The organism is Endozoicomonas sp. ALB032 (assembly GCF_049310125.1).
Classification (GTDB): domain Bacteria; phylum Pseudomonadota; class Gammaproteobacteria; order Pseudomonadales; family Endozoicomonadaceae; genus Endozoicomonas_A.
Map to the genome: position 1 here is coordinate 3,832,729 of NZ_JBLYNW010000001.1, position 15,264 is coordinate 3,847,992.

Annotated in this window: 12 protein-coding genes; 7 read left to right on the plus strand and 5 right to left on the minus strand. The window is 46.8% G+C overall.

Annotation, left to right across the window (positions count from 1 at the left end; all coding sequences use genetic code 11):
• Positions 1 to 124: 124 nt before the first annotated feature.
• A complete protein-coding gene (locus tag ACO6VG_RS14460; protein WP_422132966.1) occupies positions 125 to 2,227 on the plus strand; it encodes an EAL domain-containing protein in 2,103 nt (700 codons plus the stop codon).
• Positions 2,228 to 2,326: 99 nt separating this feature from the next.
• Complete coding sequence (locus tag ACO6VG_RS14465; protein WP_422132967.1) at positions 2,327 to 3,949, plus strand: NAD+ synthase; 1,623 nt, start codon at positions 2,327 to 2,329, stop codon at positions 3,947 to 3,949.
• A 34-nt stretch (positions 3,950 to 3,983) separates the two neighbouring features.
• On the opposite strand, the gene coaE is transcribed toward ACO6VG_RS14465, so the two are convergent.
• Together coaE and ACO6VG_RS14475 are read right to left on the minus strand one after the other, a co-directional pair.
• Entirely contained in the window at positions 3,984 to 4,586 is a 603-nt protein-coding gene (gene coaE / locus ACO6VG_RS14470) for a dephospho-CoA kinase (RefSeq protein ID WP_422132968.1), read from the minus strand.
• A 7-nt stretch (positions 4,587 to 4,593) separates the two neighbouring features.
• On the minus strand, positions 4,594 to 5,466 hold the full coding sequence (locus ACO6VG_RS14475; RefSeq protein WP_422474437.1) for a prepilin peptidase: 873 nt from the start codon (positions 5,464 to 5,466) through the stop codon (positions 4,594 to 4,596).
• 637 nt (positions 5,467 to 6,103) lie between these two features.
• Between ACO6VG_RS14475 and ACO6VG_RS14480 the strand changes: the two genes are divergently transcribed.
• The 4 genes from ACO6VG_RS14480 to ACO6VG_RS14495 all read left to right on the plus strand — a co-directional run bounded on the left by ACO6VG_RS14480 (position 6,104) and on the right by ACO6VG_RS14495 (position 10,953).
• Complete coding sequence (locus tag ACO6VG_RS14480) at positions 6,104 to 7,621, plus strand: IS1182 family transposase (RefSeq protein WP_422474439.1); 1,518 nt, start codon at positions 6,104 to 6,106, stop codon at positions 7,619 to 7,621.
• Between the two features lie 729 nt (positions 7,622 to 8,350).
• Positions 8,351 to 9,571, plus strand: a complete 1,221-nt coding sequence (locus ACO6VG_RS14485) for a hypothetical protein (RefSeq protein WP_422132970.1) — start codon at positions 8,351 to 8,353, stop codon at positions 9,569 to 9,571.
• Between the two features lie 586 nt (positions 9,572 to 10,157).
• Positions 10,158 to 10,451 carry a DUF1778 domain-containing protein gene (locus ACO6VG_RS14490; protein ID WP_422132971.1) on the plus strand — a complete coding sequence of 98 codons (294 nt, stop codon included), beginning with the start codon at positions 10,158 to 10,160 and terminating at the stop codon, positions 10,449 to 10,451.
• Positions 10,435 to 10,953: a GNAT family N-acetyltransferase gene (locus ACO6VG_RS14495; RefSeq protein ID WP_422474441.1), complete on the plus strand. Its 519-nt coding sequence runs from the start codon at positions 10,435 to 10,437 to the stop codon at positions 10,951 to 10,953. The genes ACO6VG_RS14490 and ACO6VG_RS14495 overlap by 17 nt, the downstream gene beginning before the upstream one ends.
• A gap of 249 nt (positions 10,954 to 11,202) precedes the next feature.
• Here ACO6VG_RS14495 and ACO6VG_RS14500 read toward each other — a convergent pair whose 3' ends face one another.
• Complete coding sequence (locus ACO6VG_RS14500; RefSeq protein WP_422132973.1) at positions 11,203 to 11,424, minus strand: transcriptional regulator; 222 nt, start codon at positions 11,422 to 11,424, stop codon at positions 11,203 to 11,205.
• Positions 11,425 to 11,485: 61 nt separating this feature from the next.
• Complete coding sequence (locus ACO6VG_RS14505; RefSeq protein WP_422132974.1) at positions 11,486 to 12,703, minus strand: type II secretion system F family protein; 1,218 nt, start codon at positions 12,701 to 12,703, stop codon at positions 11,486 to 11,488.
• A 401-nt stretch (positions 12,704 to 13,104) separates the two neighbouring features.
• Between ACO6VG_RS14505 and ACO6VG_RS14510 the strand changes: the two genes are divergently transcribed.
• Complete coding sequence (locus tag ACO6VG_RS14510) at positions 13,105 to 14,148, plus strand: hypothetical protein (protein ID WP_422474443.1); 1,044 nt, start codon at positions 13,105 to 13,107, stop codon at positions 14,146 to 14,148.
• A gap of 243 nt (positions 14,149 to 14,391) precedes the next feature.
• On the opposite strand, the gene ACO6VG_RS14515 is transcribed toward ACO6VG_RS14510, so the two are convergent.
• Entirely contained in the window at positions 14,392 to 15,210 is an 819-nt protein-coding gene (locus ACO6VG_RS14515) for a symmetrical bis(5'-nucleosyl)-tetraphosphatase (protein WP_422132976.1), read from the minus strand.
• Positions 15,211 to 15,264 lie beyond the last annotated feature (54 nt).

Consider the following 15,264-nt stretch of genomic DNA (forward strand, 5'->3'; position numbering starts at 1 on the left):
TATTTACAAAGAAGCCAGACGGATAAAAACAGGGTGTTTTTTTGGCAGGGGCTAATGATTTCAGGCGTATGGCAGTTATAAGAATGAGATAAGCCTTAAACTCTCGTTGAATCAGGTCAATGCCATGGAGCAGGAAAAAAGGGATACTGTCCGGCTGTTGATAGTGGATGCTTCTTCTGAAGAAGCCGAGGCACTGCTGAATGTCTATCGGGATGCCGGATACCCGACCCGTGCTCATCATGTCATCGCTATGGAAAGTCTGGAAGAAGCCCTGTCCGGTCATCAGAAATGGGATTTGCTGATTATCTCATCAGCAGGCTTGCCAGAAGGATTAACAATCAGTTCAGTGCTTGATCGGGTTGACCAGCAGGGCAGGGATATTCCTGCCATCGTGTTGTCAGAAGAACAGGAAGAAGAGCAAGAAGAAGAACAGCTGGAATGGCTTAAGCTGGGAGTAAGAAGTGTCATTACCCAGGACAATGATGAACTGCTTCTGCTGACTTCCGATCGGGAAATTGCCGACCTTAATACCCGCCGTCACTACCGACGCATGAGTGTTGCCCTGAATGAATCAGAGAAGCAGAGGCGTCACCTGTTGGATGATCAGGTCGATGCCATCATCTACATCAGTGAAGGTCAGATTAAATACTCAAACCCGGCATTTAATGAGCTGGTAGGGGTTGATGGCAACGCCAGTCTTGTCGGTAAACCCTTTACTGATCTGGTTGCAGGCAGAGATCGCAGGGAAGTGGGTGACTTCCTGAACAGTATCGAAGAAAGTGGTCGGGCACTGGCAGCCATTCAATGTCCACTGCTGGCTGATCGGGATAAGGAAGTGCCTGTGAGGGCTATAGTCAGTCCTACTTCCTATGAGGGGCGTTATACACTGAGCGTTTTGGTGAGAACCCAGGAATCCGAAGGAACTTCGGAAATTGGGCAGAAAGACGTTGAAGTCGCACGTCCCGACAGTGAAACCCACCTCTATGATAAAGAAGCTTTCAAGGAGCAGTTGGATGTTGCCATGCAGAGAGTGGTTGCAGGTAAAGACCAATTTGCCTTGCTCTGTATTACTCTCGATTCACTGCGGGCACTTCATGCCAAAGGAGGCAAAAGAGTCAGCCAGCCTTACTACAAGGAAGTTAGTTCTCGACTCGGATTGGTGTTGATAGAACATCAGGCTGCCAGTTGGAGCGGCGACTGTATTATGGCTCTGGTTAAGGCCAGTGATGAAAAGGCAGTGCGGGAGCTGGCCGATCAAGTTATCAGGGGTGTTACACACGAGAGAGTTACACTGGGAAGAAATGAGCTTCCCGTCAAGCTGAGTCTGGGGAGTGTCATACTGACCGATTCCAGCAGCGATCTAAATACTCAGCTGGTCAGAGCCCGTCATGCTGCCACACAGGCTCAAAAAGAAGGTGGCGGAAAGATTTGTTTCTTCCAGAAACGTAAGATTAATAAGGTCAGTTCTGTGGAGAAGCATCTGGCAGGCATGGTCAGTCAGGCGTTGAAAAATGACAATTTCAAATTGAAGTACCAGCCTGTGGTCAGTCTGAAAGGTTCTTCTGAAAAGCACTTTGAAGTTCAGCTGCATATGGTGGATGCCAGAGGTCGTGAACATGACTCAGTGGCATTCCGAAACAAGCTCGATAAAAATGCGCTCTGGAGCAAAGTCGATCGTTGGCAGGTCATAGAAGCAGGAAAAGCGCTTCTGAACCAAACCCGCACAAAGGATAAAATCCGACTCTTTATGCACCTCGGCGGTAACGCCATACTTGAGAAGGAGTTCCTGCCCTGGATGGGCGTTGCACTTAAGGCAGCAGGTATTCCTGCTTCATCCGTGGTTGTGGAAGTCAGTGAGCAGAATATTGTCCGCTTCAATAGACAGGCACCGGACTTTTTCAAGGCGGTCAAGGAGTTGGGTTGCAGTACTGGAGTGAGTGAGTTTGGCTGTAGTTTGAACCCTATGGAAACCATTGCCTCAATGACTCTGGACTATATAAAGGTCGATCCGTCTTTCACCAAAGATCTGACCAGCGAAAATCAGGGCGAAGAGCTCAAGAAAATGGTTCAGGCGCTGTCGGAAAAAGGTCAGAAAGTGATTGTTCCCCAGGTTCAGAGTGCTGTTGAAATGGCACCACTGTGGCATACCGGTGTTGATTTCATCCAGGGCGACTTTCTTCAGGAGCCTGCAGAACATATGGACTTTGATTTTGAGGGTGATTTCTAGCCTCCCCATAATCATGGATCATTTTGAGTTTTACACCGACTGCAACATCGTCGAAAATAGCCTGCTCTCAGATTCAAGATTAAGACATCAGGCTTTTCAATGTCAGCAAAGCTCAATATCGTCATGGCTCAGCTTAACCTCAAGGTGGGCGACATCGACGGCAACACCCAACAGGTGATCGAATCGGCTGAAGAAGCCCGTGATCAGCATCAGGCCGATCTGGTGGTTTTTCCTGAATTGACACTTTGTGGGTATCCTCCTGAAGATCTGTTACTCAGGCCCAGTATGGTGTTAAGAATTGAGCAGGCCATCAGCAAGCTCAGTGTGATTAAAGGCGTTGACCTGGTGATTGGACTGCCCGCCATGGGGGCACATGGTTTGGAAAATCAGGCCGTGGTGTTGAGAGACGGTCAGGTGGTGGCCCGATACGCCAAACAACATCTGCCGAATTACCAGGTTTTCGATGAAAAACGCTATTTCATGCCGGGACAGAAACCCTGCGTCTTTGAGTGTAAAGGGGTAACGCTGGCACTGACTGTCTGTGAAGATCTATGGTATCCCTCTTCAGCCCAGCAGGCTGCGGATGCCGGGGCCGAGCTGATTTTGAGTCTCAATGCGTCTCCCTTTCACAAAGATAAGCAATCTATCCGTTACCAAACCATCCGCAGCCGTTGTCTGGAAACGGGTCTTCCTGTGCTTTATGTCAACCTGCTGGGTGGTCAGGATGAACTGGTGTTTGACGGTGGCTCTTTTGCTATGAACGGCAATGGGCAGGTTGCTGTCAGGGCCGATTACTTTGCTGAAGGTCTCTACACAACCCGTTTCGACATAGTAGACAAGGCTTTTGACCAGGAAGACGTCGCAGAGCTGCCAGGCCTTCATGAAAGGGTTTACAAAGCTCTGGTTACAGGTGTTCGTGATTATGTGAATAAAAATGGCTTCAAAGGCGTTGTTTTAGGTTTATCTGGTGGTATTGATTCCGCTCTGACTCTGGCCATTGCCTCTGACGCCCTGGGCGCTGAGCGGGTGCAGGCGGTTATGATGCCATTCCGTTATACCTCAAACATGAGTCTGGAAGATGCCCGTGAAGAAGCCGATATTCTGGGTGTCGATTACTCCGTCATGCCCATTGCACCGATGTTTGATGCGTTTATGGAAACGCTGAGTGCCCAGTTTGAGAATACCCAAAAGGACACTACAGAAGAAAACCTTCAGTCCCGTTGCCGGGGCGTTATGCTGATGGCTATTTCCAACAAAAAAGGTTACATGGTCCTCACTACCGGTAACAAGAGTGAAATGGCGGTAGGCTATGCCACGCTCTATGGTGATATGTGCGGTGGTTACAATGCCCTGAAAGATGTGCCAAAAACGCTTGTTTTTGAATTGTCCGAGTACCGAAATTCTTTGGGCTATGTGATTCCGCAACGAGTGATCGATCGCCCGCCTTCCGCCGAACTGGCACCGGACCAGGTGGATGAAGACAGCCTGCCTCCCTACGATGAACTGGATCGAATCATCGAAATGTATGTGGAAGAAGATAAAAGCGCGGAAGCCATTATCGAATCCGGTTTTGACCGGGATACTGTCTATCGGGTACTGCGCCTGATTGATGTTAATGAGTTCAAACGTCGGCAGGCGGTGGTCGGGGTTCGCATTACTCCCCGTGGTTTTGGGCGAGACCGCCGATACCCGATTACCAACGGATGGCGTCCGGGCATTTGAGGGTCCGGGCAAAACCAGGCTTCCCCAACAGGGCTCATGCGTTTGCCAAAGCCATGTAAGTCTTGTGAACCTCATCCAGCTGTTGAAACAGCTGCTCCAGAGAGCCGCTGTTATCAACTACGTCGCTGGCTTTCTCCAGCCTCTGTTGCCGGGAGGCTTGCCTGGCCATAATGGCCCGGGTTTGTTCTTTGCCCATGCCGTCCCGACTCATGGTTCTTGAAAGCTGAATGTCTTCAGGGACATCGACAACCAGAATGCGATCGGTGAGCACATGTTGATCGGTTTCCACCAGAAGCGGTGAAACGATGATGGTGTAAGGAGACTCAGACGCTGCCAGTTCCTGAATAATTTGATGACGGATCAAAGGGTGCAGCAGCTGTTCCAGCCATACACGTTCGCTGTCGTCATTGAAAATAATATCCCTGAGTTTTCTTCGATCCAGTGTACCTTCATCAGTAAGAATATCCTGACCGTGTCGTTCTGCAATTTTTTGCAGAGCTGGCCGACCGGGTTCCACCACTTCTCTTGAAGCCTGGTCCGCGTCCACCACAGTAATACCGAGACTGGAAAAGTAGTCGGTAACGGCTGTTTTACCACTGCCGATGCCGCCCGTTACGCCAATAACCAACTTACTCATGCTCAGCTCACAGCCCCATAATCTGCAGATAAGATTGAACCAGTGTTTCCCCCCAAAGCAGGGCAATAAAACCGGCAGCGGCCAGATAAGGTCCAAAAGGAACAGGTTTGCTCCGTTCCTGTTTTTTGAGAATGATCAGTACCACTGAGACAATGGTTCCTACCAGTGAAGACAGCAGAATAATCAGTGGCAGCATTTGCCAACCTATCCAGGCACCGAGCGCAGCGAGTAGTTTAAAGTCACCATAGCCCATACCTTCTTTGCCCGTCAGCAGTTTGAATAACCAGTAAACAGACCAGAGTGAAAGATAACCGGCAGCAGCACCCAGCACTGCGTCCTGCAACGGAATAAATAATTCAAAGCTGTTGGCCAGTAAGCCCAGCCAGAGTAAGGGCAGGGTAATGCTGTCTGGCAGCAGTTGGGTGTCCAGGTCAATCATGGTCAATGCCAGCAGGGACCAGACTAAAAAGCAAAGTAAAACTGTCTGGAGAGTGGCGCCAAAGTAGATACCAACAGCAACGGTCAGCAGGGCAGAGATCATCTCAATGATCGGATAGCGGGCAGAAATAGAGGCTTTGCAGGAAGAACAACGACCTTTCAAAAACAGGTAGCTGATAACCGGAATATTTTCCCAGGCCCGAATCTTGTGACCACAGCCTGGACAGGTGGAGTCGGGCTTGATCAGGTTATAAGGCTCCATCTCAGTGGGCACCTTGTCCGGATGAAGTGTTTCCAGACAATCCAGCTTCCACTGACGTTCCATCATCACCGGCAGGCGCAAAATAACAACATTGAGAAAACTACCGACCAGAAGGCCGACCAGAGTCAGGGTCAGGTAGAAGTAAGTGGGCGAAGATTGCAGTAATTCTATGAGTGCCATTAGTCAATAAATCCGGTTTTCTTAGTATTAAAGTGCCACTCGTTCAGGTTCAGAGACGCATTATAATTCGATAGCAGCGACACTATGGCTCATGGCTGTTTCTGGGGTTACTCTACTTGATTTTTGGCGTCAGTGCATTCTTGGGTGCAGTCTCAATTGAGTTGTCGGGTTATCCTTTGAAAGTCTTTATGGCCTGCCAGCGACTCAGACCATAATGACAATGTATTAAAAATACTGACAGGTGCCGGAAACTGTTACCAGCCAAGGCACCCAATATAGTCAGTGTGGATTTGTCTAGAGTTCTGCAGCAATCGCTTCAAATGCTGCCAGTCGCTCACTAATGCCTTCTTTTTAGTCAACCTAGCAGCCTGTCGGACTTAAGCGTCCGTAGCGAGGATTGCAAGAAATTGAGGATAAAAATCTCTGTTTCTGAGGAGAATAGCGAGCTATTTGACGAAGAAACAGAGATTTTTAGACCAATTTATTGCAACCGCACGACTGCATGGATGCAGGAGCTAGAGCAACGCAGGAGCAGTTGCCGTGTAGGACAGTCTTAAGTCCGACAGGCTCCTAGGAGCCTGACCGAGAATAGGCTTATCTGTTATGATAAGCCTTAAACCAACTCTGATTATGCCAAATGTCACCACCACCAAAGTTTAAGGACAGTCCTGTTGAGTTTGATCAGCATCTGCTGTTCCCAACCAACGTTTTCGATTTGCTTCCCAAAGATCATGATTGTTTTATTTATGAAAGCATTTTTCAGAACATTAATACGTCTGAAGTCGAAAAAAAATATCACCACCTTGGTCAGCACGCATACCCTCCAAAGCTCATTGTCGCTATTCTGATCTACGCATACAGCCATGGTGTTTTCAGTTCCCGTGAGATTGAGCGACGGTGTCGACAAGACTTGGCGTTCATGTATATCTCACAAATGAACTGCCCGAATTTCAGGGTTCTTGGTGACTTTCGTAAGGATAATCTGTCGTTTTTCCATGACTGCTTCAAACAGTCAGTCAAACTGGCCATTGAACTCAAAATGGCATCACTGGGTCATATCAGCCTGGACGGCTCCAAGTTCAAAGCCAACAGCTCAAAACACAAGGCCATGAGCTACGGGAGGCTCAAAGCGAAAGAGGCAGAACTCAGTGCCGAAGTGGATGAGCTGATCAAAAAAGCCAGTCAGTGTGATCAGGAAGAAGATGACGCCTACAAAGCAACCAATGGTTACAGCATTCCTGAAGACCTCCAGTTTAAAGAAGAGCGCCTGAAAAAAATCAAAGAGGCCAAGAAAGCACTTGAAGAACGTGAAAAAGCTTTAAATCCAGACAAACCAATAGACGACAAAAAGCAGATCAGTTTTGCAGATCACGATGCCCGCATGATGAGCAAGAAGGGGTATTGTGAGTACAGCTACAATGCTCAAATTACAGTTGATTCCGATAACCAGATCATTGTTGGCCAGCATGTCAGCCAACACGCCAACGATGTACAGGAAGTGGAGCCGGCGCTGAGGGCATTATCAGGAGCCACTGATGGCGCGGCTGTAGATAAGTGGAGTATGGATAATGGTTACTTTTCAGGGTCAAACTTACATACAGTCGAGCGACATGAGATTGATGCCTATATCGCAACCGACAAGGCGGAGAAGCCTGCCGCTGACGACCTTGAAAGCTCTGACAGGAAGTTTGTCAAAGCGGATTTTGCGTATGATTCCGAAGCTGATGTATTTATCTGTCCGGCAGGGGAAAAGCTGGTAACGAACCCGGCCAGCAAAAGCAAAAGAAAAAGCTACCGGGCAAACAAGACGGTATGCAGGGAATGCCCTTATCGTCGGAATTGCAGTGATTCAAAGAAAGAGGCTGGCAGGGTTATCCGTACCGATAAGTTTGAAAAAGCACGTCAGGCTATGAATAAGAAAATGGAGACAGCCGGTGCGAAAGCCATATATGAGCGTCGTAAAGTTATTGCGGAGCCACCATTTGGACAGATAAAAGAATCTGGTTTCCGAGGGTTCAGTCTCCGCAGCAAAGAAAAAGTTTCAGCGGAATTTTCACTGGTATGCACTGCGCATAATATCAAAAAATTTGTAAAAGCGGCTTCCACGAGGTCAATCCGTCTTGAAGATTTGAAAGAGGCTAAAAAGGCAGCATAGAGGCTGTGAGAAGGCATAAATATGCAAAAATGAGCAAAATCCCACTAATAATTGGATATTTTTTGCTCATTTTAAGATTTGGGAAAACTTCTGTTGGTCTGGTTGCGCTATTCTCGGTCAGGCTCCTAGGAGCCTGACCGAGAATAGACTGCCCTACTGCGGCGGCAGCAAATTGGTCTGAAAATCCGCTTTTGTTCGTCAAATAGCTCGCTATTCTCCTCACAAAACCGAATTTTCATCCTCAATTTTCTGCCGTCCTCGCTACGGGCGCTATTCTCGGTCAGGCACCTAGGGAACAGAGCGATTAACGGATGGTAAAAGCTTTTTCAATAATAAGTACCTAACCAGTTGGTTTCGCATATTCTGGACGGCGGCTTTTTCCACCCTTCTGCGTTCCAACTCTGGTTGCGTAGCTATGGCTACGCGCCCGTCGTTGCGCCTTGAAGGATGAAAAAATCCACTCGCCAGAATATGCGAAACCAACTGGCCAGGTACTTATAGCGGCTTTCCGTTCTTCAGAATAACGAGGAACGATAAACTGTCTACCGCCGACGGTTTTATTAGTAGATTAATTAATAACCGGGACAATAATCATGACACAGCGGGTCCGCCTTCAACCGCACGCCTGAGGTGCGTCGGTTGGAAGGTTTTGTTAGTTGCATCCCATCCTGTTTAAAATATCATGATGATGCCGAAAATATATGAATATTAAATGGAATTCTAAGCGTTATGAAAAAATATAGATACATTTCTCTATCATTAATCCCTTTATGGCTTTCAGCTGACAGCACAATTCCAAGCGATGGTGATAATAGATTCTGGAAAAGCCCATATGAGCAAAGTATCACTGAAATAGAAAATGAGGATAAAAAGCATAATTTAAATAAATATATTTATACAGAGCTTTCTAAAGAGAGTTATTTATATGTGAATGTTAAAAATAACCTTGAATTAGAAATCAGTAATAAAGCTGATTTTGAAGGACAATCTAAATCATATCGAGATAATTATTCTAGATATTCCAAGACAAATTTCAACAAGCCAAATATTCTTAAAGCAGCTCTTTCTTCTGTTCCAAATGCCTCTGAAATTGATGGCAATGCAATACATGGATTGAAAAATATAGACTTTATTCTATCGGGAGGAACCTGGAAACCCTATTCACTGGCCGTTGCAAAAAATCATTTGGCATTTTCAAAAGCAAGACGCACTAACTATAAGTTTGTATTGTTTAGCCAGAATAGTCAGGATGATGACTCAGTAGATTTGATGAATTGGATGCAAGGTATGCAGCCTTATTGGGGGAAAATATTTTTAATTAAGAAATTCCTGAAAGAGGGTCGGGTAAAACCTGGGAAATGGATTGCCTGGATTGATGATGATATTGTGATCAATGATTTCAAGAATGATCAAAGCCATCTTGATAAAATAATAGATTCAGTTGATGAGAAAGTTTGCATTATAACTTCTCGGGACTACTGGTACTATGAAGAGTCAGATTTCTTAGATGGTGGTCATTTACCGAATACAGGCATTATTATGGTTAAGAATACAAGTTATTGCTCTGATATTGTAGGGCAATGGCTTAATTATGGAGATGACCCGGATTTGGGAAAAAACACTCAAGAATATACGCTCCACGAACAAGAAGCCTTAGCTAAGCTTAAAAGAAATTTCGGTCGAGGATCTTCAGTTATCAAATTTATTAGAAACAGGACTAGAGATTGGGATTTTAATACATTTAAAAGATTTAACCATTTTTACAATGGTAGCCAGGCAAATTACAATTCAGATACAGAAAATGAAAGAGCCATAGCTGCACTTATTAATGATGCATATATTCATCACACTGGCATGGCTTCTCTTTATAGGCTTGCACTTATAGCTCACTCACTCTTTGAAATTTCAGGTAACTACCCCCGTATCCAAAATGCTGACGATGACAGCTAACTCCTCGCACAGCGGCTACGCATAGGCGAATGTCGCGACCTGCTTTACATGCGCTTTTTATCTGGCTTTTGCAAACTGGAACGCAGTGCGTTCCAAATTGGGCAGGACCGGAAGTGCGTCTTGCACAGCCAGAGATAACGCTGGTTGTGAAGCGAAGACAGAAGGTACTACAGCCGCAGGATTGAGTCTCGATATCATGTGTTCGCTTGGGACTTCATTTTGTTGGGAATGGTGTCAGCACAGAACTGCCGAATTGGTGAGGCAGTTTCAGCCTGGCCGGGATCTGTGACCGGTGCAGAGGTACAGGATGGATTTCTCAGGAACCTGCGAGGTCCAGTATTGACCTGTGTGAATTAACCGTTGGTTCTCTTGTTGAACAGAACCAGGCTGGCAGAAATTGGCTTCAGACCTGCCAGAGCAAAGATGAAGCAACCACAGGAGCTCGGGAACGAATCCATAAGCCACCGGGTGAAAGCAATTTTGCAGGCCGAATACCATGTGGTGAGGCAATTAATTTATTGGTTAATGATCTTCCTGTATGCCATAATGACACACATCTATTCGATAATTAACTAATAGGTGATTTATGGCCTCAATTCCAGATCGTAAAGAAACACGGCTTGTAGCACGAACATCCAAGGATATTCAGGACATTATCCAACGAGCTGCTGATTATTCCGGTGCATCTCTTTCTCAGTTTCTAATTGATTCTGCAATGGAGAAGGCTCGCACTGTGATAACACAAACTGAATCATTACAACTTTCCATGAAGGGGGCTGATGCACTATTTGAAGCCCTGGAAAATCCTCCTAAAGCAAATGGGAAATTATTGGAAGCAGCCAGGAATTATAAGGACACTGTGAATGTCACTAATCATTGAGGAAATCACACGCAATCATGATCGCAAGATCTTTGATTGCGGTATTGAAGAATTAAATAGATTTTTACAACAGCAGGCTCGACAAAAGAGTGTAAAACACATTTCAAAAACCTATGTGGCTTGCCAGGAATCGTCATCAAAGACTATCACCGGTTATTACACTCTGACTGGATATTCAGTAACAGTTCCTCCGGCACATCAATATTACCAGAAGTACCCGCATCCTCTGAGTGCCGTAAAGCTTACAAGACTCGCCGTAGCTACCTCATATCAAGGGCAGAGATTAGGGGAAATGTTACTAATTGATGCTATTTATCGAACGGTACTTGTTGCAGACCAGATTTCAACTATCGGATTATTTGTTGATCCAATGATGGCAACCGTTGTTTCATTTTATGAACAATATGGTTTTTGTCTAGCCTATCCAGAAGATGAAACAAAACTTGATATGTGGCTGCCCATCGAAACATGTATAGAATTAGCCAGCACGCTAGGAGCCTGACCGAGAATAGTCTGCCCTACTGCGGCGGCAGCAAATTGGTCTGAAAATCCGCTTTTGTTCGTCAAATAGCTCGCTATTCTCCTCACTAAACCGAATTTTCATCCTCAATTTTCTGCCGTCCTCGCTACGGGCGCTATTCTCGGTCAGGCTCCTAGCAAAAACGCCGTAACACCTCGCCCAATCATGTCACCCGAGTCATTTGAAGCCCAATTGGACAGAATTCCGGCCTCGTGTGCTGCTGACCGTTTCTCATTTCTGCACGGCGGTGGACGGGCTAACATTCAAAAATGCTGCAAAGACAGACTGGCTGACTTTGCATTTAGGGTGCAAATGCTTAATCTGCGTTGGAGCCAACGCCTTTACTGGTGGTAAACATAGTGCATCGAACTTGTGCATGGTCGTGGTATTCATAATGCCAGCGTCATACAAGCCCTTGGAGGTTTCATGCATTGCGTCCAGTAAATCACTCATAGCTAATCTCCACTAAATCACCAGCCTCCAGTGCTTTTTTCAGGTCATCATCAAAATGTTTCTACACAACAGACCCCAACTGGAAGATAGGCAAATACATCGCAATAATAAGACCACCAACCAGCACACCAAGAACCGACATGATCAAAGGTTCCATCAAACTGGTCAGTCCATCTACCATGTTGTCGACTTCGTCTTCGTAAAAGGTAGCGACCTTATCGAGCATTTCATCCAGAGCGCCAGATTCTTCACCAATCGACACCATCTGAACGGCCATTGCAGGGAATATGCCGGAGTTTCTCATGGCAAATTGGAGTTGCTGACCGCTGGATACGTCTTCCTTGATCCGTTGGGTAGCATCGAAATAGACGACGTTACCTGCAGCACCGGCAACCGAATCGAGGGCGTCCACCAGGGGGACACCGGCGGCAAACGTCGTCGATAAAGTCCTGGCAAATCGGGCTACCGCTGATTTATCAAGAATAACACCAATCACCGGGATCTTGAGGGTGATTCGATCCATTTTGTCTCTGGTTGCTTTGGACTTCTGCAACAGTTTTTTGAACAGGAATCCGAAGGCGACAAGAACGGCTATCGCCAGATGCCATGAACTCTGAACCACTTCAGAGATACCGATAACCAGCTGGGTAAAGGCAGGCAACTCGGCTCCAAACCCCTGGAATACTTCCTCAAACTGAGGCACTACATAGACCAGCAGAATACCGGTTACGATCATCGCAACACCCACGACTGCGATGGGGTATTTCATTGCTTTTTTGATTTTTGCCTTGAGGGCCTCGGTCTTCTCTTTGTAGGTGGCGATTCTGTCCAGCAGTGACTCCAGAGAGCCTGACTGCTCACCGGAAGCGACCAGGTTGCAATAGAGGTCATCAAAATGAATGGGATGGTTTCTCAGAGCGTCGGCCAAGGTGGAACCACCGGCAACATCATTCTTGATTTTGCCAATGAGATCTTTCATGGCAGGCTTTTCGATGCCGTCAGAGGTAATATCAAAAGCCTGAAGCAGGGGTACACCTGCTTTCATCATGGTAGCGAGCTGGCGGGTAAACAGGGCAATGTCCATGGGCTTGATCTTGCCGCCCTTTGTGCCCAGTGACATACCTTTTTTTCTGACTTTTGTGGTGCTGATTCCCTGCTTACGGAGTTCGGCCTTGACCAGGGCAATACTACCACTCTGGATTTCTCCCTTGACCTTCCGTCCACTCTTGTCCTTACCTTCCCAGACGAATGTGGCTGTTTTTGTTGGTTTTCGTGCCATATCTAGCCAGTTCCGTAGCTTCTTTTATCATTCTTGTTGAGCCACCGCGATGCAATGGCGCTGAACCGCTGTTAACGGAGTTCGCTATAGGGGGTTCATTATAGCGCTAATGGCTTTGTCGGCGAATATTGTACGAGACCTTAGGGAAACTTTATAGGAAGTAGAAAACAAAATCACAAAAAGATGACAGAAGTCTTCAGAACGGTTGTAAAAAGCCGGTGACTATTCTGCTGTAGCGGGTTTGCCGCAGCGGTTTTTTTACCAGTGAAACCTTTGGTTTTTGACAGAAAAATACGCTTGCTTTCTTGAACTATCACTTTCTTTGTCTACTTTTCCAATCTAATAAATCAAAAACACAAGACAGAAGACATAAAACACAAAACAGATGTAAGGAAAAAATTTTGAAAAAACCACTCTCTTTGGCACTGCTGTTGCCGATGCTCTCTCTGTCTGTGATTTGTCAGGCCAGATCATTGAAAGGAAGTTTTGTTGTCGAGTTTGAACAGAGTGGCGTTTACCCGGGCGAGAGCTTTTCCATAATGTCTGGCGAGCATGGATTGTCTGACAAGCCGTCATACGGTGTCGACGCCGATTCAGGATCGAATTTGCCACCTGATAACGAAGCATTCAGTCTTGGCGGTTACGGAGTGAAAACGTCTTTTATTGAGTCGATTTCTTGGCAACTGATTTACGCTGCTAATCTGCTGGTTGCTTACGAACTGGTTCTGACCACCAATGGCACCCCTGACTCTAAACCATACTCACGTCTGACTGCAGAAGCACTTGCTGCTGTAGGCGCGCTTTTGAAAAGCTATTGGAACGCCGATTCACCGTTCTATAAACCGTTGGGTCAACTGGAGGCAACTCAGGGTGACCCGTTTGCGGTCACCACTATGATGCTTCCTGGTCACAGTCAACAACAAAAAGCGCCATCAGCAGAAGCATCATCATCCGGTCAGCAAGCCTCAGGAACCGCAACCCCCCAAGCTTTTTCCAGCTTTTGGTCTTCAGGCTCTGGCGGCGGTAACGAAGGCTCTGGACAACCCCAGCATACTTTGGGTTTAAATTGTTTTGTCGATTCCTGCGCAGGTGTCTGTAAACTCCCTCAAATAATCGATATTAGCGAGTCAGCTGATTGGTCGCTGGGTCCGCTGGAGAATTCGACGACCCATACTTGTTATGATAATGAGATGGCAGAAACACAACCCTTTGAGCAACCCCATACATTTAAATTTACGTTTACGATGGATGACCCAACAAACAGCTGCACGCTGCATCCAGAGGCAATCTTTACAGGTGATGCCTGGGGGGCAGACGACTACGATCCAGTAACCTGTGGATGCGGGGTAGTCTGTATGAATCATGAGGCTCTTTTGAAGCACCAAAAAAGAGAACACAATACCGGGAGTTCCGAGCAAAGTCAGAATTTCAAAAGAAGGCGCTAAGTACTCAGTCATACGGAATCGAATATTTTTGGCTTATTGGGCAGGTGCTCTGCAAGGCGCAACGACGGGAACATAGCAAGCTATGTGACCAGAGTTGCAACGCATCACGACTGCATGGATGCAGGAGCTAGAGCAACGCAGGAGCAGTTGCCGCGAGTGCCTGAACAAAAAGTCAGAAAATATGACTTCGTATGGTTGAGTACTTAAGGGCCCAAAGTGTTCAACAAACTTCTCTTAGCCATTTCATTCATCCTCATAGCAGCAGTCTACTGAGGTGGTAGTGTAGTCGTCCAGGTTCAGGGCAGTGAGGCAGCGTCCCCAGACGCAACCGGTATCGAGAGCATGGATTTTTTTTCGCTGACTGTTGCCTTCCAGGGCGGCCCAGTGACCAAAAATAATACGTTCCTTGTAGACCGGGCTGTCAGGAAAGCTGTACCAGGGGGCGAATGTCTCTGAGGCAGATGCTGTCTTGTTATCGAGGTCAAGCCGACCGTATTGGTCACAAAAACGCATCCGTGTCAGGTAGGCTGCGGTCAGTTTGAGACGAGCTCGACGGGTATAGGCCTCTTCCATAGAGCTGATGGAGTCTGATTTGAATAAAAACTGAAGAAACTCCTGATAGTTTTCTCCCTGAAGCGCTTTTTCCAGCTTGCCTGCATAAAGGCAGGCCTGCTTCAGAGTCCAGATCGGGGGAATTCCGGCATGCACCATGGTGACTTTGCGTTTTTTATCATGATGAATCAGTGGGCGGTACCTTAACCAATCAAGCAGTGAGTCCCGGTCAGGGGCGCTGAGTAGAGGGGCTAATGTGTCTTTCCTTTTAGATCGGCGAACGCGTGCAGCAACAGCTAGCAGGTGCAGGTCATGGTTCCCCAGAACAGCAGTACAATGGCTACCGAGACTTTTCAGGTAGCGAAGCGTGGCCAGTGAGTCGGGGCCACGGTTTACCATATCTCCCGCCACCCACAATTGATCACGGCCAGGCTTGAAACGGACTTTGTCAAGCAGGCGTCTGAGAGGTTCGTAACATCCCTGGATATCACCTACGGCGTAAACGGTCATTAACTATAATCTCCTGAACCTTTCAATGTGGAGCAGCAATACATGACTTATAAA